This window comes from Carnobacterium sp. (assembly GCF_040274425.1).
On sequence record NZ_JBEMBC010000002.1, the window covers coordinates 38,280 to 62,927 of the forward strand.

The window sequence follows — 24,648 nt, forward strand, 5'->3', positions numbered from 1 at the left end:
TTTTTTCACCAAATTCTTTTTCTAATTATTGTTAGGCTTCTTTCATAATAAAATCTTCTTGAACTTATTTTATGCGCATCTGAAGCAATAAAGTTTACTAGCTCAGCATCAATTAATTGTTTGCTTAGCTTTTGAATTTTTTTACCAAAAGATCCCACATAGCTTCCTGCAGTTAATTTAATTGAGCTAATGCTCCTTTTTCAACCAATGACAGCAATTCATTAGGATCAGTTAAAATGGCATGATTTCTTTCTGGGTGGACAATAATTAATGTCACTACAGATTTTTGCAATTCAAAAAATAAAGATTCCGTAAAAGTCGGAATCGTGGCAGCAGGAAATTCGATTAGTAAATAGTGGTTGCCCTCATCAATAAATTGTATTTTATTGATGAGATGTCTTCTACTAATTCTCCCACGATACGCACTTCTTGTCCTGGAAAAATTATCAATGGATAGCTCAACTATCTAATTCTTGTTGTAGAATTTCAACCTGTTGATTAATTACATTTTTTCCATTCGTCCAAGTCCATTTTTATAATGTGGGGTAGCTAAAACATGAGTGATTTCTTCAGCAACAGCCATTCTAGCCATCGATAGAGAATCCTCTAAATCTTTATCCCCCATCATCAATTCCGGGTAAAACATGACAATGTAAATCAATCATCTGATTTACTCACTTTCCCCATAGTAGTAATAATAATTGTCGCCTTTCAATTCCACTCGATTGAATACTACGCCAATGACATTTGCTTTTACTTTCTCAAGTAAATCTTTTGATTTCGTCACCATTTCTTTATCAGCACCATCTTTATTCACAACAAAAATAGTCCCATCGACTTTACTCGCCATCACTTGAGCATCCGTCACCGCGATAACAGGTGGCATATCAAAAATAATCAAATCAAATAAATCTTCAAATTCTGTTATTAATTGATTCATGCGATTAGATGCTAGTAGTTCAGATGGGTTTGGCGGAATAACGCCACTTGTAATAATAAACAACCCTTCTGTATCTAAGCGATGAGCAATGTCTTTGATTTCAACGTCTCTTTCAGTTAATAAAGTTGTCAATCCATCGCGATTCGGTAATCGAAATGTCTTATGTACTGTTGGTTTACGCATATCAGCATCAACGATCAAGACTTTCTTTCCTTGCATAGCAAACGTAACAGCTAAATTAGCTGAAATCGTTGATTTTCCTGCACCTGGTCCAGCTGACGTAATAACAAGCGTTTTAAGATTTTTATCTACCATTGAAAATTGAATGTTGGTACGAATAGTTCTAAATTGCTCAGCAATTACTGAACTTGGTCTCGTTAGCGTAACTAAACTTGGACGTTCATTAGTGTCTAATTGCTTTTTCTTTTTATTGAACACTTCTCTCACCTCTTTTATACTCTACTTTTTGTTCTTCTTGAATTTAATTCTGGTCGTTTAATATTAAGCTTAGCATGTAATTCATCATTTGACATTTCAGAAACACTTCCTAAAACCGACCAACCTAAAGTTTCTGTAATAAATCGTTCATCTCTGACAGATTTATCCATAAATTCTAATAGAAAGGCAATCCCAACGCCTGCCATTAAACCAACTAACAAACCTATAACTAAGTTCAACAGATTGTTTGGCGAAATTTGATTTGTATTAGGTACTGCTTCAGAAATAATCGTAACATTATCCACATTCATAATATTACCGATTTCATTTTGAAAAATATCTGCCACTGAATTTGCAATTTTTGTAGCTTCAGTGGGACTTTCATCCGTTACTGTTAGTGAAAAAACTTGTGAATTTTCTTGTGTTGTAATTTCTATCTTTTCAGATAATTCAGTTGTTGTTAAATTTGTTCCCAAATTTTCTCGAACTTCATTTAAGATAACTGGACCTTTTATAATGTCTTTATATGTATTAATCATCTGTACATTAGTATTGATATCCGTGAGTTGCAATCCTTCTGCAGATTCAGTTGTACGATTTACCAATATTTGTGTAGTAGCATTATACTTTGGTGTTGCGATGAAAAATGTAAACCCAGCCGCTACTATTAAACCGATTAGACCCAAACTAACTATCATTGACAAACGTTTCTTTAGTGTACTAAATAATTCTGATAAACTAATTTCTTCTTCCATGTCTTCCTCCTGCGTATATCTTTTTTTGATAACTGCTTTTATTTTTAACGACATTAGATAGTATACCATATCAATTTTGACTATGAACTATAATTTTAATTTTTTATAAACATCATTTCAAATTTCCCAGTAATTGTGTTGCTGGTATTCTAAAAAAAAAGTAAAGAGCTCATTTAGCTCTTTACTTTTTTACATTTAAATTCTGCCATCTAATTGCTTACTTAATTGAATAATGTATTCTTTTAAATTATCTTTAACTTCTTTGTGTTCAAGTCCGTATTCAATATTGGTCATCATATAACCAAACTTATCTCCAACATCATAACGTTTCCCTTTAAATTCGTGAGCTAAAACTTGTTGTGTTTTATTTAATGTCTCAATGGCGTCTGTTAACTGAATTTCATTACCAGCACCAGGTTCTTGGTTTTCTAAAATCTCAAAAATCTCTGGAGTAAGTAAGTACCGACCAATAATTGCTAGGTCACTAGGAGCATCTTCTGGTTTTGGTTTTTCCACAAAGTGATTAACTTTGTATAAATCTTTTGAAACTTCTCCGTCAATATCAACAATTCCATATTTAGACGTATCTTTATGTGGCACACGCATTGTAGCAAGAACAGATGAATGTGTTGCATCGTAATGATTCATTAATTGTTTCGTTAATGGGACTTCGTCAACCATTAGATCATCTCCAAGTAATACAATAAATGGTTCATTACCAATGAAGCTTTTTCCATGTAATACTGCATCACCCAATCCCTTAGGGTACGATTGACGCACGAAGTGCAATTTGATCTTCGTTGTGCTTTCAACTAACTTCAATAATTCGAACTTTTCTTTTTCTTGAAGATTTTGTTCTAATTCAAAATTAGAATCAAAATGATCTTCAATTGAACGCTTGCTTCTTCCTGTAACAATGATAATTTCCTCAATTCCTGACTCAATTGCTTCTTCTACAATAAACTGAATAGTTGGTTTATCTACGATTGGAAGCATTTCTTTTGCAGTAGCTTTCGTAGCTGGTAAAAAACGTGTTCCTAATCCAGCTGCTGGTATAACGGCTTTTCTTACTTTTGACATAATTTTTTTCCTCCAGTTATATTCTTAAATTTAGTCTTTATGAAATAAATCTCTTGTATATACTTTTTCTTTTACGTCCAACAATTCGTCCGCAAAACGATTCGAAACGATTACATCAGAAAGTTGCTTAAACTCATCTAAGTTACGTATCACTTTCGAGTTATAAAATAAGTTGTCCTTTAAAGCCGGTTCATAAACAATTACTTCAATCCCTTTAGCTTTTATGCGTTTCATGATTCCTTGAATTGAAGAATCTCTAAAATTATCCGAATCAACTTTCATGGTTAGACGATAAATACCAACCACTTTTGGATTACGCTTTAAAATCATATTTGCAATATGGTCTTTACGCGTATGGTTTGCATCAACAATACCTCTGATAATATTATTCGGTACTTCTTCATAATTAGCAAGCAGTTGCTTAGTATCTTTTGGCAGACAATAACCACCATAACCGAATGAAGGGTTATTATAATGGGTACCTATTCTTGGATCCAACCCTACGCCTTCAACAATTGATTTCGTATCCAAACCTCTAACTTCCGCATACGTATCTAACTCGTTAAAATAAGCTACACGTAAAGCTAAATAAGTATTTGAAAATAACTTAACTGCTTCTGCTTCTGTCGAATTCATGAATAAAACAGCAACATCCTTTTTAATAGCAGCTTCTACTAACATACTTGCATAAGTTTCAGCTACTTTTGATTTTTCTCCTACAATAATTCGTGATGGATAAAGATTATCGTAAAGTGACTTACCTTCGCGTAAGAATTCCGGTGCAAATATGATATTGTCTACACCATACTTTCCTTTCGCTTCTTTTGTATACCCAACTGGTACAGTTGATTTAATAATCATTGTAGCTTTTGGATTATACTGTAAAACATCTTCAATAATACCTTCTACTGTTGAAGTATCAAAGTAATTTTTTTTGTCATCATAGTTTGTAGGTGTTGCAATAATAACAAAATGAGCATCTTTATAAGCAATTGTTTTATCCGTTGTAGCGATTAAATTCAACTCTTTTGTTGCTAGGTATTCTTCGACCTCTTTATCTATGATAGGAGATTTTTTATTATTGATTAATTTGACTTTTTGTTCAACAATTTCTAGTGCTGTAACTTCATTGTATTGTGCTAATAAAATTGCATTAGATAAACCAACATAACCTGTTCCTACTACTGTTATTTTCATAAGGATTTTTCTCCTTTTATTTTTTCTAAAATAACTTAATAAATTTATTCTAACAAATTAATAATAGCAGAATACTAGGTTAAAAACAAACCTGTGAATAGTTATTTATCTTATAACCTATTTTAATTTAAACGAATAGACATCTCGGGTTAATCACCCTAGATGTCTATTAGTTAATTTATTTCCAATTGTTCTTTCAACAATCCAGTAACTCTAGTCATTTCTTCATCAGATACAACACCGTAGTAGATTCCATCAATTGTAGTACCAGATGCTGCTAGTTGCTCTTGCTGAATATTTCCAGCAGCTGAACGATAATTATTAAATACTTTTACCATATCATCAAATTCAAGATTTGTTTGCATATTATTTTCTAATGAACCTAAAATCTCTTGATAATTTGAAATGGTAGATAGTGAAGCTACTTTTTCAACAGTTGCCTGTATAATTTGACGTTGTCTTTCTTGACGTCCATTATCTCCATTTGGATCCTCATAGCGCATTCTAGAATAAGCAAGTGCAGCTCTCCCGTCTAAGGAAGTAGAGACACCTTCTGTAAAGTTATATCCATCTGAAGAGAATGTTAGAGGACTAGTTACTTGAACTCCACCTACAGCATCAACAACATCTTGCAGCCCTTGCATATTGACTTCAACATAATAATCAATTGGTATATTCAGCATATTTTGAACTGTATTCACGGACATAGCTGTACCACCAAATGCATAGGCATGATTAATTTTATCAGTTGTTCCATGTCCAATAATTTCAGTACGCGTATCACGAGGGATACTCACAATTGTGGCTTGATCTGTATTCGGATTTACGGTCATTACCATCATGGTGTCTGAACGTCCTTGCTCTGTTCTACCTAAATCTCCGGTATCTACACCTAATAATAGAATGGAAAACGGATCTTTCTTACTAATATCAACGGAGCTTTCACGAACTTCTTCTGTTTCAACATCTTTATGAATTTTTTCAGTTGTCCCAGCTACATCGCTGTAGATTTTCCAAACAAATAAACCTAGTGCAATAAATAGTATTAATACAATAATCAGAAAAATTTTTAAACCTTTTCTTTTTTTCTTCGGTTTATTACTTGAATTACCTCTCATTTCAGATCTTGATTGTGACATTCTTTCACCCTATTCTTACTAAATTTAGTTTATTTGAATTAATTTAAAAGCCTAATTCAAAAGTTTTTTTATGTACTCAAACTGAATCTATTCTACCATAATTGTATAATACTAGAAACAAAAAAATAATTTAAATAGTAAAATTATACTTAAAATACTTAGAAGTAATCTAAATTTTACTGATACTGAGAAATTACTGCTAAGAATAATTTTAATTCCCTTAGATTTTACCAAAGAAAAAAATCATTAGAAGAAAGCTCTTCTAATGATTTCTTTTATTTAAAATAGTCAACAATTCCTTGAACTATTCCATTTGCTAATTTTTCTTGATAACTATTTGTGACTAATTTAGATCTTTCAGAGGTGTTATCTATAAAGCCAAGTTCTAGTAGAACTGCAGGCATATTAGTTTCTCTTATGACATGGAAGTTTGCTTTTTTAGCTTCTCTATTATAAGCACCTGAATAACTAATCATTTGTTGTTGAGAGCTTTTTGCTAGCTTCTCACTATTTGCTAAGCGACTAAGATTTTTTGACATAGGATTTGTTGAGTTTCCTAGAGAATTATATGAAAAAGATTCAATTCCGTAAGCATTGTTATTAAACGAATTGTGGTGAATACTTACAAAGATATCCGCTTTAGAATTATTTGCTTTTCTAGCAATTTCTGATAATTCTAAAAAGACATCTGTCGTTCTAGACATCACAACGTTATACCCTTGTTGCTCAAGTTTAGACCTTACTTTTAGAGCAACTTTTAAATTTAAATCTTTTTCGCTTACTCCACCAGACTGGGCTCCTGGGTCTTTTCCCCCATGACCAGCATCAACATAAATCGTTTTTTTGAAAGGGTTAATTTTATTTAATCCGGATTTATCAATCCAACCTAATTCTGTTCCATTAAGTGTGATTAATGCAAATGTTGAGCGTCTTGTTTTCACTTCTTCTTTTACAATTACTTCCATTCCAAGATATTTAGATGAAGAATGGTTAGTTACGTAACCTTCTGTTCCATAAGGTTTTGAATTAATTGTATCAGTAGAGCGAACAATCGTAGCTTTATAATCTGCTACATCAGTAGTAGAAAGAACTTTTTCGATATCCAATCCATTTTTATCGATCCAGCCTAGTTCTGTTCCGTTTAAACTGATCAATACATACGTTGATCGAGTCGTGACTGTTTCTTTCGTTACTTTAACATCTTGACCATAGTATTTTGACGATTGAGCTGTTGTTTTATAACCTAGTGTACCATAAGGTTTTGTGTTAATGGTATCCGTTTTACGGCTTATTTTAGCTGAATAATTAATTGATTTTTCAGACAAAATCATTTCATCATCTGATAATCCATTTGTGTCTATCCAACCTAATTCTGTTCCATTTAACGTGATAAGTGCCCAATTTGAACGTCGCGATTGAGCTTCTTTAATTACTTTTACCTTTTGTCCATAATATTTTGACGAATACGCATTCGTTACATATCCTTCGGTTCCATATGGTTTTGTATTGATCGTATCTGTTTTACTGCTTATGGTTTTAGTATACGATACATTTTTAGTAGAAGTAACTTTTTCGATATCCAATCCACTTTTATCGATCCAGCCTAATTCTGTTCCGTTTAAGCTGATCAATACATACGTTGATCGTGTTGTGACTGCTTCTTTTGTTACTTTAACTTCTTTACCGTAATATTTTGATGATTGAGCTGTTGTTTTATATCCTGGTGTACCATACGGTTTTGTATTAATGGTATCCGTTTTACGGCTTATTTTAGCTGAATAGTTGATTGGTTTTTCAGACAAAATCATTTCATCATCTGATAATCCATTTGTGTCTATCCAACCTAATTCTGTTCCATTTAACGTGATAAGCGCCCAATTTGAACGTCGCGATTTCGCTTCTTTAATTACTTTTACCTTTTGTCCATAATATTTTGACGAATAGGCATTTGTTACATATCCTTCGGTTCCATATGGTTTTGTATTAATTGTATCTGTTTTACTGCTTACGGTTTTAGTATACGATACATTTTTAGTAGAGGTAACTTTTTCGATATCCAATCCACTTTTATCAATCCAGCCTAGTTCTGTTCCACCTAAGCTAATTAATACATATGTTGATCGAGCAGTGACTGCTTCTTTCGTTACTTTAACTTCTTTACCGTAATATTTTGATGATTGAGCTGTCGTTTTATAACCTTGTGTACCATACGGTTTTGTATTAATGGTATCTGTTTTACGACTTATTTTAGCAGAGTAGTTGATTGGCTTTTCAGATAGGATGATCTCGAAAGTAGTTATTCCTTTTTTGTCTATCCAACCAATTACTTTACCGTCTAAAGTAATTTTTGCCCAAGTTGTTCCACTTTTTGTCAATGCTTCTTCAGTTACTGTTACTTTTTTATTAAAGTATCCTGAAGCATCAGCATTTACTTGTGAACCTGACGTACCTTTAGGTTTAGAATAAATCCCATCAGTATCACCTGTTATATAAGCTATATAATCTTTTACATCAGTTGTCGATGTAATTTCATCATAAGAAAGATTTTTTATATCATCTGGTAGATTTGACTCATCTTTATTATCTGTACTCTTGTTATCAAATTGGGTTAAATTATAGGTTTCTATAATAGTATTCAACTTTGATCCATAAGTCGGATCCGTAGCATATTTACCTGTAAGCGCACTAGTAGCATTTTTAAAAGATCCAGCATTTTCTTTCCATGCACCTGAATAATATTTTGGATCCCAAGAACCTTTACTACTATTCCAATCTGGGCCTTTACGCAATTTCTTAGCATAGTCTATAAAAGTATCTTTGTAAGATGGATATTTTCTAAAATTAGATTTTTCAATTGTCCAACCCTTTTCCGCACTATATTCTTTAGAATATTTCGCAAAATAAGGGTCTCCTGAACCCGCTTTTATTCCAAACAAATTATAATTCGGTGCATAAGCAAGGATACTTGTTCCCCATGCACTCTCTAATGCGGCTTGAGCAATCATAACGGAAGCATATAAATCATATTCATTTGCTACTGAAACTGCATTTGAAGAAATAGCATTAATAAAAGCATCAGTTTTTGTTACAGCTCTAGCTTTCATACTAAAAGTGCTGACCGAATTTTTTTCCTGTTCCATCATTTCAATAGCTTTTTCTCTGTTTTCTTCTATTGAAAAATATTCTTCATTTACTTCACCAACTAAATCCTCTTCATTCTCTAAAGAAGAATCACTATTAGAGGCATCATCTCCAACTATACTATCTTCTATTTCATTAACATTATTGCTATTTTCTCCTATGTAATCTTCTTCGACTACAATTTCTGCATCTAGATCTTCTGTACTTTCTATTTGTTCTTCATTTAATAGAACTGAATCTTTCTGTAACTCAACTTCACTCAATGTATTACTTTCAACATCCTCAGTTACCACACTATTATTTTCTACTGCTGATACTCCAGTGGATAACACTATAGGGCTTAACACAGTAGCAATCAGTGCTAAAGTAATAACCTTATGCATTGATTTTTTCCACACTTTCAAAAAATCCCTCCTTTAAAATTAACGTACTATATAAATATACCCTTTATTTTTCATCAATTCTAGCCATTTATGATTTTTTCATGAATAAAATTCGTGTAATATGAACATAATATGAACTTTTAAGTAGTTTTATCTTTTGGCAAATACAATTTCACAAAGTATAATTTGGTCTATCATAGAGAAAAAACCCCTACTTTTATTGCAGTGGGGTTTTTACAGTTTAGTTAAATTACTTAGATTCATAGAAAAAATTAAGCTATTATAAATTTAGATACTGCATAATTTGGTTTACTAGACTAGACAATGTAGATTACAATAATTTTTATTGTACCTACCACAAAAGTTGAAAGATACTTCCTTAAATAACACATATAGATTCACTTACTTATACAATTTCAACTTCAAACCGTTAAATTTTCAGTCATAACATTTTTTAAAAGGCTTATTTTTTATTAACTAATTATTCACAATTAAAAATTTATTCTGCAGGAAATATTATCATTTTAGGTATGTGATTGTAAATATCTTGTATACCTGTTTCTTCTTTTAACAGTTTCAAATAAATGTATTCCATCCATTTAAAGTCTTCTTCAGAATCAATATCTAAAACCATGTAGTCTTTCATTTGTATAACTCCACATTTGCCATTAAAAATATATTCATTGTCTTGTAAAAAATTTGGATCATAGAGGTACATTGAAGCATTCATATCATAGATTATAGGTGCCTCTTGCCTTGAGGTAAACGCAGATGCATTTACCAACGAAACAGATTCCCCTTCTTCTTTAACCATATTAAAGTATGGATTTCTTCTAGATTCAACTACAGAGAACACCACATCTAATTCAGGAAATGTTTTTTTCTTCTCAATTAAGTTAAAGATATCTTCTACTTTTCTTAAAGGAGAGGTCAAATCTAAATCAATTACATAATCGTATTCTTTTGATTGTATTCTTTTTGCTTCTTGGTAAGAATTACGAATAACAGACATTTTTCCTGCAGTATCTGTAGCATGTTCTTCTTTACGTTCAATAATTAAAACTTCAGGGTACTCGGCAATCATTTTTTTCAAACGATTGCTATCTGTGTTCAGTGCTACATCTACTTCATAATCAGTACGTTTTTTAAATAAATCTATAGCAGCTAAAGTATATGCAATTAAAGGGTAACCATGAAAAGTTTTCAGATTTTTACTAGCTAATCCTTTAGAGCCTGCTCTACCACAAATGGTAAATAAGATATTCATTTAGTTTGTCTCCTTAGCAATTTTTAGCACTTCATTTGCATGAACTATATTATTATTATTTTCTTTATTAGTCATTACATTGTCAATAAAATAAGTTAATTCATTAAGATACATTTGATTAGAATCTTCTTTTATCTGAATGAACTCACCTGTACGTTTGGACGTTAGACTATTTTCAAGAAAATCGCAGACTATGAAATCATCATCTGTAATAATTTCAATTTTTCGTTGTGAAAATTGACCATAATAATCTAAATGTACTTCAATAATTTTATCGGTGTAATCTAGTAAATAAGCTGCAGAGTCATTGGACTTAATTTCTAAATGGGACTTTTTCGCATACATTGCTTTAGTCTCTCTTGGAAAACCAAATAAACTGATAACATAGTCCAACTCATGAATGCAGTCTAGTTCAATTCCACCACCAAGATTCGGATCAGCAGAATAACTTTTACTATAATCATCCTTACGCCACACCGGAAGATAAGATGAGCAAATAACACGTGCATTGTACACTTGTTTATCTTCAATAAATTCTTTTAATTCTGTCATGATGCTTTTAAATCTTAAAGGAGCAGCAATGTAATATGCTTCTTGATTTTCTGTAAAAGAAGCTACATCATATGTCTTTTCAAAAATAGGCTTTTCCACAAAGAAATATTTCGCCTTATTTTTAACCATCTGAATAGTTTCCAAGTGAAGCGCAGTGGGGTTAGTAATAAAAGCAATATCATAATTGTCTTCAATTTCATTAGTATCATATATCATACTAATGTTTGAAGGTGTTTCATATTCTGCTTTTCTTGAACGATAAGCAGACACCTCTAATGGGATATCTCTTTCTTTGCAAATTATTTTTAAGTTTTGATAGTGCTTTTGTCCTATAGATCCTAGTCCAAAAAAAATCACTTTCATGTTAAATCTCCTTCAAATTGATTAATTAGGTCAATAATAGCTTGATCTTTTTTAAAAGAATACAAGGTCTCACTTATTTCGCCTTTCAATAGCGCAATATACTCCTTTATTTCTTCTAAATAAGCATCCTCAATAATGCTTTTAGAATAACTTTGATCATCCATATAACCCGAATATAAGTCTTTTTTGATCATTTCTTTACTTGATTCATCCCATTGGTACAAACCATCTGGCGAGCCATCCCAAGAAATTTGAGTATGTTCTCCAATGATATCTAAATCTCTTTTTGCAACACGAGATAGAATGTTCACATTTAATGTGCCCACAATTCCTGAATGATGTTTAACTACTAATGCGTAATTATCTGGATAGTTTATCTCTAAAGAACTAATTTTTTGTTTTTGAATCTCAAACGATTCAATGTCTCCAAAAACTTTGGAGATCCATGGCAACTCAATAGCAAATATTTCTCGACAACCATTTGTTTTCTTATTGGCTACAAAGAAGTCCTTATATGACTCCCATGGATGCCAATCTGGCAAATATTGACCCACATGATAGCGATACGTCAATTTTGAATCTTGCTTAATGGCTTTTTCAAATAATTTGATTTCCCGACGGTGAAGAAATGTTGAAGAAAGATATAGATGTAAATTCTTTTCTTCAGCTAATGCTATTGCTTCTTCATAATAATGATTCAATAAGTTAATTTCTGTAAAGACATGCAAGTTCGTTTTTAGTGCTTCTAAAATAATACTTTCATGACTAATTGGAGAAGTACAGATACAAACAGCTTCAATCTGACCTTTATTTACTGCTTCTTCTAAACTTTCATAAGTTTGAATATTAAATAGTTCTTTAATTTCTTTTTGACGATCAAGTCGAGAATCTACTCCAACTAAGGTTATTTCAGGAAAAAATTCTGTCAATAAGCGGAGTCTTCTTTTGCCCATTGAGCCTAAACCAATTACACCAATATTCATATAGATCCTCCTGTTTTAAAAAAATTATTATCTTTTTCTAATTTTTTGTGCACTAAAGTATAATATAGCCAATAATAAGACTACCATCAGGTAACGCAAAATTATATAATCCGTTAAGAAAAACATTACGAATGACAATGCTACTACAACCGTTGTTACACTAATGATCATTTTCGTATCAAATAATTGTTTTCCTATTATTTTTTTAGCTAAGAAGTAATGAAAAAGGAATAAGAAAAAATATGCTACAACTGTTGTATACCCTGCAGCAATATAACCATACCTTGGAATGAAAATAATATTTAGAACAATATTTATTATCGCACTTGCAATTGTTCCTATAGCAATATAAGTTGTTTTTTTCTCAAAAAATTCAACATTAACAGGTAAACTATATAAAAACTGGAAAAAGTATCCTAATAAAATGGGAATAATTAAAGGTATACCCACTAAATATTCTTCAGGAGCCATTATTTTAGCTATATCAATTAACAATAACATACTAACTAATGTAATTGCTCCAAATAATATCATATAATAATTCGAAGTTTTTTTAATTTTTGAATAATCTTTTTTATCCATTTCTGCATAGAACCATGGGACCCACGCATTATTAGTTGATGCCCAAACAACACTCAACACTACGCTTAAATTATATATATATGAATAGATACCAGCATCAAACGATCCAGAATATGAATTAACCATAATACGATCGAACTGACTTAGAAGGACGTTAGATAAAGAGTGTGGTATGAGAGGCAATGCAATTTTTAAAGAAAACTTCCAGTAATCTATATTGATCAATTTTTTTCCTTTAATCATTATTGCAAAGTAAATGAGTAGACCTACTAAAATAAATGCTCCAGAACTTCCGACAACTCTACCTACATAGCGATTATCTTCGAATATTGTAAAAATCATAACAATCGATAACCCTATATTTAATACAGTGCTTAGAATTGATAACATTAAAAATTTAAAGTAATGAACATTTATTGTAAAGTAGGCAGAAAGAAAATTAATTAAAAAGTTTCCATAACTTTGAAAAATCATTAGATTAAAAATTATTTGTGACAATTCAAAGAACTCATTATTGAAGAAAAAATAGGCGTTTCCTAAAATCAAGAATAGCACAAAACTTATTGTAGACAAAAACAATGTAGAAGACATAAATCCCTTTATGTCTTCTTTGAATTCAAAATTCGCGTTATTTATTGCTCCATTCAAACTTAAACCTACGAAAAGAGAAAAGATAGATGCTATTGCAGTATAGTTGTTTACTAATCCATATTCTTCAACTGTCATTATATTTGTAAATAATGGTATCGTAATAAATGTAATTCCTTTTATAAAGAAATTACCAATAGTATACCAAAAACTTGATTTCACCAAACTAGATGATTTCAATTTTTCTATTAAAGCCATGATTACTCTCCTCTTAATATTGATTTAAGTTCTCTTACATCTTTTGGCATAAGTACATTTTGATATCCGATTGATCGATATCTTTCATAAAATTCAGATACACCAATCAATACTTTCTGAGTTCTTTCATCTTCAGTAGAAAATTCCCTATCATTTCTAACCATTTCTGAAAGAAGAATAACTTCATTCTCTAAACCAAAAATCATACTAGGCGTAAATGATGCTGTTGAAATACAACTAACAATTACGGTGTTTCTTAAATCATAGGCTAAAAAACATAACTCTAATGGTAAATCAGTTTTAAATATTTTTGTATCAAGACCATATCTTTCAACACTAGTACGTGGATGTAATTTAATTAAAAAGTTTTTATCTAAACTATATTTTTTGACAAGATTTAAAATATTGTCTTCATTTATTTGATAATCATCTTTTTCGAGTGGTTGATCTAAAAACAATAATGTATTACTAATTTTTTCTTCTTTAAAAGATAAACCGAAAATCCTTTTTAGTTGTTCATAAAGGATTTCCTCTTTTTTGATTACTGGTAAACGTTTCAATGGAAAAGATTGGTCAATGTTAGTGAGTTTTGGTTCATATAAATAATATTCGGATATCTCAGCTAAAAACATACTGTAAGGATTGATGAGATTCATAATTTTTCTTCTTAGTGCTGATGTATTTAACAACGTAACATTCAAATAGGTTGCTAAACCGTCCTCAATGTATTTTAATTCCACATTAGGATTATTTTTTTTAGCTTGACCATATAGAATTTTTAAAAAATAATTACCACCTTGAGTAAAAATAATATCGTAATTAATTTTTTTGTCTAACTTTATCATACGGTTAACGTTAAATAATACGTTCAATTTACTAATGTATTTATTACCTATTTTTTTATGGTCCACTAAATAAACGTTTCGGAAAATATTTTCATTTAAAATATTTTGATAGACTTGATGAGCGCCATTAAATTCATCATAAATATATAAATCAGCCTCACTATCAGCGTAATAGGTTAATTTAGTATTAAGAATATTAATAACGTGCAAAGGAGTCCAAGCTATAAAAGCAATCACTTTTCAATCACTCCATCAGTAAACATTTTTTCTTTTCTAAAATGTTGCAGTAAACCTAGATAATACCAAAACACAATGGAAACGACATCTTTAACTTTAAAGATAATGTGACTTTCAACAAGATCTTCTGCAAATAAAGCTATAATCAGGAAAAAGATGATTGCTGTAATTTGATAATCTACAGTAACTGTTTTGTATTTAAACAGATGAATAACGTTGTCTTTTAAATGCAAAATAATAAATATTGCAATTACGATGAAACCTAAAATTCCAGACATTATCAAAGTTTGAATATAGACATTATGCATATTTCCATGTGCACGTTTTAATTCATTTTTATCTAATGTTGTTAACTTGCTCTCATCAATTTGTGTATTATGCTCTACATCATTTCTATAAAAATAAGGATCTGTAGCGCCTAAAATGGGAAATTGTTTAACTACATTAATAGCTGCTTGCCAAATAGTAAACCTCCCAGAAGAAACTTCTGCATCGTCAGGTGAGTGTTGAATGATTACTTTATCCACCGGTTTATTTTCAGATGTTGGTTCTCCATCTATTTTTTCCGGTTCCTTTATTCCTACTTGCTCTAACCCTTGTTGAACAAGCCCTGGTACATAGCTCAACCCTTCTTTTAAAATACCTGTAAATCCTAAGCTTATTGTAAAAAAAGCTAAAAAGACAATTAGGGTTCTAAAGATAACTTTTGATTTACTTTTATAGGTTTGAATGAAATATGGAATAACAATAAACACTATAGAGAACATTGAAAATACCATAATTGTTAATTCAGTTCCTCTTGATGAAGCTAGTATAAAGAATAGAACTTGAATAATTATATTGGCTATATAGAGCTTATTAAATTTATACCAAACACCTTTTTTGATTAAGTTATTCAAAATTGAAAGAACTATTGATAAAAATCCGAAAATAGCTCCAATATTAGGGCTAGTATAGATACCAAATAAACGGGAAGCAACAAAACCTTGTCTTGCCTCTGTAGCGCCACTTGGAATAATATAACCGATATTAAATATAAACATTAACACAGAGATTAAACCTGCAACAAAAACAGTATAGATCAAGATATTATTAAATTGAGTCATGTTCCTTTTAACTTCTTCATTACTTTGTTTAGTATTAATTGGATATATGATAAAGAATGTTGTTACTAAGTAAACCCAATTATATGCCCCTCTAATTAATTGATGCTCATAGTTAACGATAGTAGAGAGTAAATAAACTAGAGACATTAATACCAATATATACCAGTACTTTGATTTAAACATTTCTCTTTTTGTGAAAAAATCTACTGCTATAATCAAGCTCCCCCAAAAAAAACATATCCATAATGGGTATTGCTCTACATCAAAACTACTAGGCATAAAATAAATTAAACAAAGAAAGAGATATACTTTTCGAAAATTATCCCAGTTTAATATCCAGTCTTTAATTTTTAAACTATTTTGCATTTTTTATACTCCTTCAAGAAAACATAAATCAAATGATTCATGAATTACCATTATTTTTTTAATACTTTTTTGTAAAGATAACAATACAACGGTAAGTTGATTTTCAATAAAAATAAAGCAGCTAACTTCGCTTTACTAGAAACTTTATTTTGAAAAATCATTTTTTGATCTTTTACAATATCACTTCTTAATAACTTTATATATTCTTTTGTACATTCATCTTTTATCGAACTAGCTATTTTATATCCGGTTGAAAGATAACCGTCTAATAACTTGTCTACAGCAAGCTCAACCACTGCTGGATATTCCACTTTAATTTTTTCTACTAAAATTTTTCTTTGTAAAACATTATCATATTGTTTTGGATTAAAACTGCTGTTTACAATACTTTCTGAATTTGCTTTATAAAAATAACTAGCTTCATCAGTAACTATTAATTTATTAGCTTGTTTTAAAGCATCATAACTTAACATCACATCTTCATATAAGACACCTTCTGGAAATCTTACAGTTTTAAAAATAGATGCTCGATAAACTTTATTCCAAACATAAAATTCTATCCCATTATATTTAAAATAAAATTTTAACATTTCATCTTTAGAAGTAGTAATTTTATTTAAACTGTTTAAAGTATTTAAAGATCCGTCTGAATTAATTCTTATTACATTACAAACGGCAATATCTGCTTGATTTTCTTCAAGTTGTTTAATGAGTAACTGATACATATCTTTCTTGGTATAATCGTCACTATCCATAAAAGCTATATAGTCTCCCTGTGCTTGATTTAACCCAGCATTGCGGGCAGCAGAAGGACCAGCATTTTCCTGATGAATTATTCGGATTTTTGTATTGCTCTTCGCTAGTTCTTCACAGATGTTAGCAGTATTATCCTTTGAACCATCATTTACAATAATCAATTCAAAATCACATATATTTTGATTAAGAACACTTTGAACAGATTTCTCAATTGTTTGCTCAACGTTATAAGCAGGCATAATAAAACTTAGTACAGTCATAGTTATCTACTCTCTCTCCGAAGAAGCTTGGTATAAACATACGCTCTTAAGTGATTGGGCATCATACTAACTATGAACTGCCCAGAAGTACTTAAAAAATAATCCATATATGAATTTAAGCCAACCTCATATATTTTTTTTCTTGCTATTTTACTATCTTTAAAATAATTGTATCCACCACGACGCATAAACATTTCTTTCCCAGCTCGAGCATTCACTAGAACTTCAGGCAAGTTTTTTGCAATTGAACCATTTTTTAACATTCTAACCCACAAATAATAATCTTCAAAACCATTTAAAACCATATAGTTACCTGCCTTTAAAACTTCTTCTTTCTTATAGATAACTGTCATATGATTAAAAGGGTTTCTTCTTCTTGCAGTTTCCATAATATCCTCATGACTATGTGGAACAACTCTCTTCGTAACGATATTCGATATTCTATCTTCAAATTCATTTATGTCAGATCCTACTATTCCTAATTCTGGATTTTCCATAAATTCTCTTAATTGTTTTTCAAATCGGGTATTTACTGCAATATCATCGGTGTCCATTCGAGCAATTAAGGGATATTGACAGTATTCAATACCTATAGCTAATGCTTTTCCTAAACCAACATTTTCTTTAAGAGATTTTCTATTTAATAATTTTAGATGCTCGCTTTCAAAATCATTAAGAATCTTATATAAATCAGCTGTTAAAGGACCATCTTCTATCAAAACTATTTCATTAGGTTGAATAGTCTGTTCAGTCAAACTCTCCAAGCATTCTTTCAAATAAAGAGGATTTTCCTTCTTATAAACTGACATTAAAACACTAAATTTCAGGTTAACTTCTTCAATATCTTTCATTTATTGTATATCCCTCACACTTTTTTTTTTTGAAAATATTATTAATCTATAGTAAATAATGTACTGTACTATTTCTCTCACAGAAACCATTCTAACATAATTATTAATTATACGTAGTACATTTAAAAATGTGCTTTCAAGAAAGTATTATATCATATCTTTATAACTTGATACTTGATTATATAAAAATTTAACAATCTTGTCATGCTCAGCTAGTGAATTAGTATGAATAGTTTTTACATACTTCATTAAAAATATAAATTGAGTTCTGTCACCATCTTTTTGAAAAATATTCTCGTGAAAAAGTAATTATCCATCACGCGTTCTTTTACGATTCTAAATTCTTAGATTTCTAATATCCCACCAAAAAATAACACCTACTATTTTTTTAGTAACTCTTAAAAAAACAAAATATAAACCCGACTTATCTAGCTATTTTACTGATTTCTTGGTATATTAGGTAAGGTTATTTTTATGTATTCGTTGTGACTAATAAAATAGTATTGGAGAGTTAAACTAATGGCAATTATAAAAAAAATAAGAAAAAGAAGTAACAATTTATTTTTTTTAATGTTACTTTTTTTCTTATTAAGTGTATTAATAATTTATTTTTCTCATATTTCTGAGGGGAAACTAATAGCTGGAGATGATTTTGCATTTCATAAAATGAGAATAGAAGGTTTATACGAATCTATAATGAATGGAGTTTATTTTCCTAGACTTAATATGACGTTTATGAATTCAATGGGATATGCATCAAGTATTTTTTATTCTGATATATTTTTATATTTCCCTGCTATTTTAAGAACTTTAGGATTTTCTTTAGCAGAATCTTACGTATCACTATTAATATTATTTAACTTTATAACATTTTCAGTGGCTTATTTTTCAATGTATATAGTTGAAGAAAAAGTAAATAAAAGCTTACTTTTTTCAATATTATACACGTTGTCTACATATAGACTTTTTGATTTAACAAAAAGAGCCGCACTTGGAGAAGTATTAGCATTCGCATTTTTGCCATTAGCATTTATGGGACTTTACCAAATTCTTTATAAGAATCAAAAAAAATGGTATTACTTAACTTTAGGCATGTCATTAATAATTTTTGCGCATTTACTATCAGCAGTATTATTTGCGTTACTCATTCTCGTGTTCTTAGTTTTGAATTGGAAGGAACTGTATCATAATTCTGCACGTAGAAATAGTTTTATCAAAGCAGTTATCTTTACGATACCATTGGTGATGTTTTATCTTCTCCCAATATTAGAACAACTGAGATCACAAGATTTGAGAGTATCTACTAATCCCATAGTTTATATTTCTGTAGCTGCTATGAATCTTCAAGATATAATAACACAGTCATTATCTAATGTATCTCATCTTGTGAATATTGGTATAGTCTTACTAATTTTTATAATGCTTTATATTATAAAAATTAGACATATTAAGTCAAAAATGACTAAACATATCTTTACATCAGTACTTTTATTTATTTTTCTATCAACAAATTTATTTCCATGGAAATTTTTTGACAAGACTTTTCTTAATACGATTCAATTTCCTTGGCGTTTTTTCACCTTGATAACCTTATGTTTGTGTTGGGTTATTGCACAAGATGAACTAAATATATTTAAACATAAAAAATCAACTAATTATTTAATGATTTTAGTTACCTTATTATCGTTATCTTATTCATTAAATGCTAATCAGTATATGGATAACAAAATAATGTCTTATGGCCAATTTAATGAGCCTTCTACTTATGACATTGGTTTTGGTAAAGAATATTTACCTAAAAAAGCAAATTTAGATGAATTAATGAAATATAATTTAGATTTGATCTATAATAATAATGAATTAACAACAACTAATTATAATAAAAACAGAGATGAAATTACGTTTAATTTTGAATCATCGACTAAACAAGTTGTTACTTTACCTTTAGTTTATTATAAGGGTTATGTGGCTGAGCTCATAGGTACTGGAGAACTAAGCGAACCCTACTTAAGTAAGGATGGATTGCTTTCAATTGATGTAATAGGTGAAGGTAACGTTAAAGTTTTCTATAAAGGAACCATTTTACAATTTATTACGCTTTATTTTTCCATCGGAAGCTGGATTATTTTTACACTATGGTTAATATTGACTAGAGAAAAAAAGTTATCTAAAGAAAAGGTGAATTTCTTTAACATTCCTGTTTTACTAAAAAAAGAAATTTAAAGTTAGCTCTAATCGAAAGGAAGACTTATGTTATGAAGCAAGAATTAATATCTATCGTTGTACCTTGTTATAATGAAGAAGAAATGATTCCTTTGTTCTACAAAGAGATGGAAGTAGTAAGAAAATTACTTTCTGCTGAAATTGAATATATTTTTATTAATGATGGTTCTAGTGATGAAACTTTATCAGTTCTGAGAGAACTATCAAAAATAAATAATAAAAGAGTACGTTATATTTCTTTTTCTAGGAATTTTGGAAAAGAAGCAGCTTTATATGCAGGTTTAAGAAATGCACTTGGAGATTATGTTACTGTTATGGATGTAGATTTACAGGATCCCCCTGAACTATTACCAAAAATGTTTCATTTAATTAAAGAAGAAAATTATGATTGTATTGGTACAAGGCGTGTAAATAGAGATGGTGAACCTCCAATTCGTTCATTTTTTGCTAAGAGATTCTACCGTATAATTAATCAGATTTCAGAAACAGAAATAGTTGACGGAGCAAGAGATTATCGCTTAATGACAAGACAAATGGTGAATGCCATTTTAGAAGTAACTGAATATAATAGATTTTCTAAAGGGATTTTCAGTTGGGTAGGATTTAAAACCAAATATTTGGAGTTTAAAAACCAAGAACGTATAGCTGGTGAAACTACGTGGTCATTTTGGAGTCTTTTAAAATACTCTTTAGACGGAATAGTATCTTTTTCTGAAGCTCCGCTAGCATTTGCTTCTTTCGTGGGTATATTTTCTTTTATAGGAGCACTTTTGATGGCTATAGTGATTATGTCGAGAACAATTATATTTGATAATCCTACTTCAGGTTGGACTTCATTAGTGGTGCTAATCCTAGGTTTAGGAGGCTTACAATTACTGTGTTTAGGGATAATAGGAAAATATTTAGGGAAAACTTTTTTAGAAACAAAAAGACGACCTATTTATATTGTTAAAGAAACTGAAAAAAACAATTGTTAGTAGTTAAACTACGTATAGCTAACTCTACAGAAAAATAAACAAGCACAATTAACGATATGTTAATTGTGCTTGTTTATTTTTCTGCTTTTAAAAAACTAAAAATCATTATCTTTAATTATGTTAATCTTTCATGTCTACAACTGTAGCTAATGCATTATAAATCTTTTCTACAATCAAGCATTTATGGAAAAGATCGTATTAATGTTTTTATTTTATTAACTTTTTTTTACTTCATTTGTATCATTTATAAATTCTTTAATACTGAATTTAGGACGTTGCTTTGTTTCTAAGTATATTTTCCCAATATACTCACCTACAATACCTATTGATAAGAGCATAAGTCCTCCAATAGCCCAAACGGATATAGCTACACTCGCCCACCCTGTTATAGTATTTCCCATTTGATGTCGCACAACAATATAAATTAGCATTAATATGCTAACCGCAAATATTAAAATACCTAGTCCTGAAATTATTCTAATTGGTTTTACACTTAGTGACGTTATTCCTTCTAAAGCAAAAGATATCATTTTTCTTAATGGATATTTACTCTCTCCTGCTAATCGTTCATTACGTTCGTAAGAAACAGTCGTCGAAGAAAATCCTAGCATTGGAACAATGCCTCTTAAAAAAAGATTAACTTCTTGATATTTAGATAATTCTTCAATTGTTCTCTTACTCATTAATCTATAATCTGCATGGTTATAAATTACCTCACCACCGATTGAATTTAATATTTTATAATAACTTTCCGCTGTAACACGTTTAAAAAATGTATCTGTTTCACGTTTGCTACGGACTCCATAAACAATATCATATCCTTGAAGATATTTATCAACCATCTCTTCAATTGCACTAATATCATCTTGTAAATCAGCATCCATAGAAATAACCATATCAGAATAATCCTTAACAGTTAGTAATCCGGCTAAAAGAGCGTTTTGGTGCCCCTTATTTCTACTTAAATTTATACCACTAAATATTTTATCATTTCTATGCAATTCTTCTATAATTTCCCAAGTTGTATCTTTTGAACCATCATTAACAAATACAATTTTACTTTTGTTAGTAATTTTATTACTTTTTATTAATTCTACATATATATTTTTTAATTTACTTGCTGTTTCATTTAATACCTCTTTTTCATTGTAACAAGGTATCACCATATATAAGGTGTTATCCACTGTATACAGCTCCATTCCATTTTTTTATTTCAATACTTTAAAAATACTTATGTCATTATTCTCGAAAACCTTTCGGAATTCACTTTCCTTAGTAAAAACTTCAATTGGGTGTTGCTTTTTATATTGCACAATATAATCAAGGTTCAATTGTTTCGATAAATTATATTTATTCTGATAATCGGGAGAAAATAACAAATCATTTTTCTCTAACATTTTTTTTGCTTCTTCAAGTTTCAATCCGCTATTTTTAGCATAGTCAGATCCTTCTATATAAAAATTCCTATCAGAAAATGCACTATACAAGAAGAAGAGGTTATCCTCATTATGTCTGTTGGTTGCTAATAAATCATTGCTATTAGTATTATTTTTTAACCACATCATTCCTTCGTACTCTAACGAACTAATGCTACTGTTAAAATAATTCGACTGCTCATTCTCAAAATTAAACTGAGCTTGTTCTATTCTTTCACTAATCATATCAACTGTCCCAAGTACTGGTCGAATAAAGAATAAAGAAGTTATAACTATAAAAATTATCTTAAATTCTTTATCATCATTTTTCTCTAATACCTTTACTATTTCTTTTCCTCCTAAATAGTAAAGAATTGGTAGGGCACCAAAAAGGAAATACATTTGTGAATAACCAGAATGCCTAATAATATAATACGCACCCAGTGATAATACCGAAAAAATGAGGCTGAATTGATCAAATAAAGATATATATTGTTTGCTAACCAACTTGTAAGCATTACTCACTAAACTCCATAAATAAGGAACTGAAAAGAAAAACACTGCATGTAAAAAGTGAGGAATCATATAAGTAAATCTTGTTAAAAAGGTGTTATCAGATTCAGCCAATCCACTCGGAAATAGTGAAGTAGAAGTAATAACATCAAAAGCCGTGTCCAGTTTAATTTCTACTAACTCACTTCCCTGACTTAAGAGTGTAAAGTGAATAATCGCATAAGAAACTGTAGTGAACACCAATAACTTCAACCAAAAAAAACTACTTTTACTCTGTATTAACATTGCAATAGTTAAAGCAAATAATGCAATTAAGATACATAAAGCAATTGGCCCTTTTAATCCAGCCAGTAGAAATATTAAAATAAACATTAATAAAATATTTTGTTTACTTCCTTTGACTTCTAAACTATTTTTTATTGTTAGTAAGGTAATTAGTACAACTGGAAAAGTAAGTGCCATCGCATTAATATTCGTGAACAAATGATAAAAAATATTATTGTAATAGCCATTAGCAAATGACGGCACATAAAGAAGAGCAAAAGTAGCAAAGTAAGCTAAATTACTTTTTTCTTTAAAAACTGTTTTAAAAAAAGCAATAGTAGAAATAGTAACTAAAGTTCCGATTACTATGAATTGAAATTGAACAATTAGTTCATAAGCGCTAAAACCAAAAATATACTTTGCAATAGCATAAAATAAATCTGAAAAATAATGATAAAGAAATTTCACGCCATATACTCTTGAATCTATATTACTACCGGTAGAAAGAATATTTACATTTCCCATATGCCAAGCTATATCTTGATTAATGAGTGCATTAGAAACAACTGTTGGTTTTGGGAAAACAAACATTGTAAACAGAGCAGAAATAAAAATATTTATTCCCATAAATATATAAGTACCTGTATCTAATAAATTATTTTTTGATGCTATATAAATAGGCTTTTTTTTCATTAGTAAATAAATGAGCCTAGTTACTAGTATTGCTGGTATGAAATACTTAATTAAAAACAAACTATTAGAAAATGAAAAGACATAATACTGAATGATAATCAAAAATATCCCTAAAAAAAAGGAAATTACTTCCTTCATCATGTTATTGAAATTTTCTATTTTTAACATTTCGAACACTATTTTTCCTGGAAGATAAATATACACGACTATGTATATTAAAAACAATACAAAGTTAAGAATAGATAGTTCATAAAAAATTTCTCCTATAACTAAAATGGATAATAAAGATATCAAAAAAAATAATTTACCTACTTTAATATTACTTTTTTTTATTTCTTGATGCATCATAACTCGAATTCACTCCGCTTTTTATTATTATTTTCTGTAACAGATTACTGCTATTATCGATTACTTCGTTTGAAACTCTTTATTTTAATAAAAACAATAATATAATCTGGATAAAATACTATCTTTTA

At 29.7% G+C, this 24,648-nt stretch carries 20 protein-coding genes; 2 read left to right on the forward strand and 18 right to left on the reverse strand.

The features are described 5' to 3' along the window. Nucleotides 1–5 precede the first annotated feature (5 nt). The 16 genes from ABS911_RS00690 to ABS911_RS00765 form a co-directional block, all read right to left on the reverse strand. Nucleotides 6–158 (reverse strand): CpsB/CapC family capsule biosynthesis tyrosine phosphatase, encoded by a 153-nt coding sequence (locus ABS911_RS00690; protein WP_350465801.1) that lies wholly within the window; start codon nucleotides 156–158, stop codon nucleotides 6–8. 344 nt (nucleotides 159–502) lie between these two features. Further along, nucleotides 503–661: a CpsB/CapC family capsule biosynthesis tyrosine phosphatase gene (locus ABS911_RS00695; RefSeq protein ID WP_350465802.1), complete on the reverse strand. Its 159-nt coding sequence runs from the start codon at nucleotides 659–661 to the stop codon at nucleotides 503–505. A 9-nt stretch (nucleotides 662–670) separates the two neighbouring features. After that, the gene (locus ABS911_RS00700; RefSeq protein ID WP_350465803.1) at nucleotides 671–1,378 is read right to left on the reverse strand and encodes a CpsD/CapB family tyrosine-protein kinase; all 708 of its coding nucleotides are present in this window, start codon (nucleotides 1,376–1,378) and stop codon (nucleotides 671–673) included. Nucleotides 1,379–1,392: 14 nt separating this feature from the next. Then, nucleotides 1,393–2,187 (reverse strand): YveK family protein, encoded by a 795-nt coding sequence (locus tag ABS911_RS00705; RefSeq protein WP_350465804.1) that lies wholly within the window; start codon nucleotides 2,185–2,187, stop codon nucleotides 1,393–1,395. Between the two features lie 141 nt (nucleotides 2,188–2,328). Then, nucleotides 2,329–3,213 carry a UTP--glucose-1-phosphate uridylyltransferase GalU gene (gene galU, locus ABS911_RS00710; RefSeq protein WP_350465805.1) on the reverse strand — a complete coding sequence of 295 codons (885 nt, stop codon included), beginning with the start codon at nucleotides 3,211–3,213 and terminating at the stop codon, nucleotides 2,329–2,331. A gap of 30 nt (nucleotides 3,214–3,243) precedes the next feature. Continuing rightward, nucleotides 3,244–4,410 (reverse strand): nucleotide sugar dehydrogenase, encoded by a 1,167-nt coding sequence (locus tag ABS911_RS00715; protein ID WP_350465806.1) that lies wholly within the window; start codon nucleotides 4,408–4,410, stop codon nucleotides 3,244–3,246. Between the two features lie 173 nt (nucleotides 4,411–4,583). Beyond that, on the reverse strand, nucleotides 4,584–5,549 hold the full coding sequence (locus tag ABS911_RS00720; RefSeq protein WP_350465807.1) for an LCP family glycopolymer transferase: 966 nt from the start codon (nucleotides 5,547–5,549) through the stop codon (nucleotides 4,584–4,586). Between the two features lie 275 nt (nucleotides 5,550–5,824). Beyond that, nucleotides 5,825–9,088, reverse strand: a complete 3,264-nt coding sequence (locus ABS911_RS00725) for a GW dipeptide domain-containing protein (protein ID WP_350465849.1) — start codon at nucleotides 9,086–9,088, stop codon at nucleotides 5,825–5,827. A 484-nt stretch (nucleotides 9,089–9,572) separates the two neighbouring features. Then, on the reverse strand, nucleotides 9,573–10,340 hold the full coding sequence (locus ABS911_RS00730; RefSeq protein WP_350465808.1) for an acylneuraminate cytidylyltransferase family protein: 768 nt from the start codon (nucleotides 10,338–10,340) through the stop codon (nucleotides 9,573–9,575). Beyond that, nucleotides 10,341–11,255: a Gfo/Idh/MocA family oxidoreductase gene (locus tag ABS911_RS00735; RefSeq protein WP_350465809.1), complete on the reverse strand. Its 915-nt coding sequence runs from the start codon at nucleotides 11,253–11,255 to the stop codon at nucleotides 10,341–10,343. Continuing rightward, on the reverse strand, nucleotides 11,252–12,238 hold the full coding sequence (locus ABS911_RS00740; RefSeq protein ID WP_350465810.1) for a Gfo/Idh/MocA family protein: 987 nt from the start codon (nucleotides 12,236–12,238) through the stop codon (nucleotides 11,252–11,254). Before ABS911_RS00740 ends, ABS911_RS00735 begins: the two co-directional genes overlap by 4 nt. A 27-nt stretch (nucleotides 12,239–12,265) precedes the next feature. Continuing rightward, nucleotides 12,266–13,666 (reverse strand): oligosaccharide flippase family protein, encoded by a 1,401-nt coding sequence (locus ABS911_RS00745; RefSeq protein ID WP_350465811.1) that lies wholly within the window; start codon nucleotides 13,664–13,666, stop codon nucleotides 12,266–12,268. 2 nt (nucleotides 13,667–13,668) lie between these two features. Further along, nucleotides 13,669–14,748 carry a polysialyltransferase family glycosyltransferase gene (locus ABS911_RS00750; RefSeq protein ID WP_350465812.1) on the reverse strand — a complete coding sequence of 360 codons (1,080 nt, stop codon included), beginning with the start codon at nucleotides 14,746–14,748 and terminating at the stop codon, nucleotides 13,669–13,671. Then, the gene (locus tag ABS911_RS00755) at nucleotides 14,745–16,220 is read right to left on the reverse strand and encodes an O-antigen ligase family protein (RefSeq protein WP_350465813.1); all 1,476 of its coding nucleotides are present in this window, start codon (nucleotides 16,218–16,220) and stop codon (nucleotides 14,745–14,747) included. Before ABS911_RS00755 ends, ABS911_RS00750 begins: the two co-directional genes overlap by 4 nt. A 50-nt stretch (nucleotides 16,221–16,270) precedes the next feature. Then, a complete protein-coding gene (locus ABS911_RS00760) occupies nucleotides 16,271–17,236 on the reverse strand; it encodes a glycosyltransferase family 2 protein (RefSeq protein WP_350465814.1) in 966 nt (321 codons plus the stop codon). A gap of 2 nt (nucleotides 17,237–17,238) precedes the next feature. Further along, nucleotides 17,239–18,087 (reverse strand): glycosyltransferase, encoded by an 849-nt coding sequence (locus ABS911_RS00765; protein ID WP_350465815.1) that lies wholly within the window; start codon nucleotides 18,085–18,087, stop codon nucleotides 17,239–17,241. A 519-nt stretch (nucleotides 18,088–18,606) separates the two neighbouring features. Between ABS911_RS00765 and ABS911_RS00770 the strand changes: the two genes are divergently transcribed. Together ABS911_RS00770 and ABS911_RS00775 are read left to right on the forward strand one after the other, a co-directional pair. Next, on the forward strand, nucleotides 18,607–20,310 hold the full coding sequence (locus tag ABS911_RS00770) for a putative glycosyltransferase family protein (protein WP_350465816.1): 1,704 nt from the start codon (nucleotides 18,607–18,609) through the stop codon (nucleotides 20,308–20,310). Between the two features lie 32 nt (nucleotides 20,311–20,342). Then, complete coding sequence (locus ABS911_RS00775; RefSeq protein WP_350465817.1) at nucleotides 20,343–21,287, forward strand: glycosyltransferase family 2 protein; 945 nt, start codon at nucleotides 20,343–20,345, stop codon at nucleotides 21,285–21,287. 215 nt (nucleotides 21,288–21,502) lie between these two features. Here ABS911_RS00775 and ABS911_RS00780 read toward each other — a convergent pair whose 3' ends face one another. Both ABS911_RS00780 and ABS911_RS00785 read right to left on the reverse strand, forming a co-directional pair. Beyond that, the gene (locus ABS911_RS00780) at nucleotides 21,503–22,471 is read right to left on the reverse strand and encodes a glycosyltransferase (RefSeq protein WP_350465818.1); all 969 of its coding nucleotides are present in this window, start codon (nucleotides 22,469–22,471) and stop codon (nucleotides 21,503–21,505) included. Between the two features lie 24 nt (nucleotides 22,472–22,495). Next, nucleotides 22,496–24,520 (reverse strand): hypothetical protein, encoded by a 2,025-nt coding sequence (locus tag ABS911_RS00785; RefSeq protein WP_350465819.1) that lies wholly within the window; start codon nucleotides 24,518–24,520, stop codon nucleotides 22,496–22,498. Between the last annotated feature and the right edge of the window lie 128 nt (nucleotides 24,521–24,648).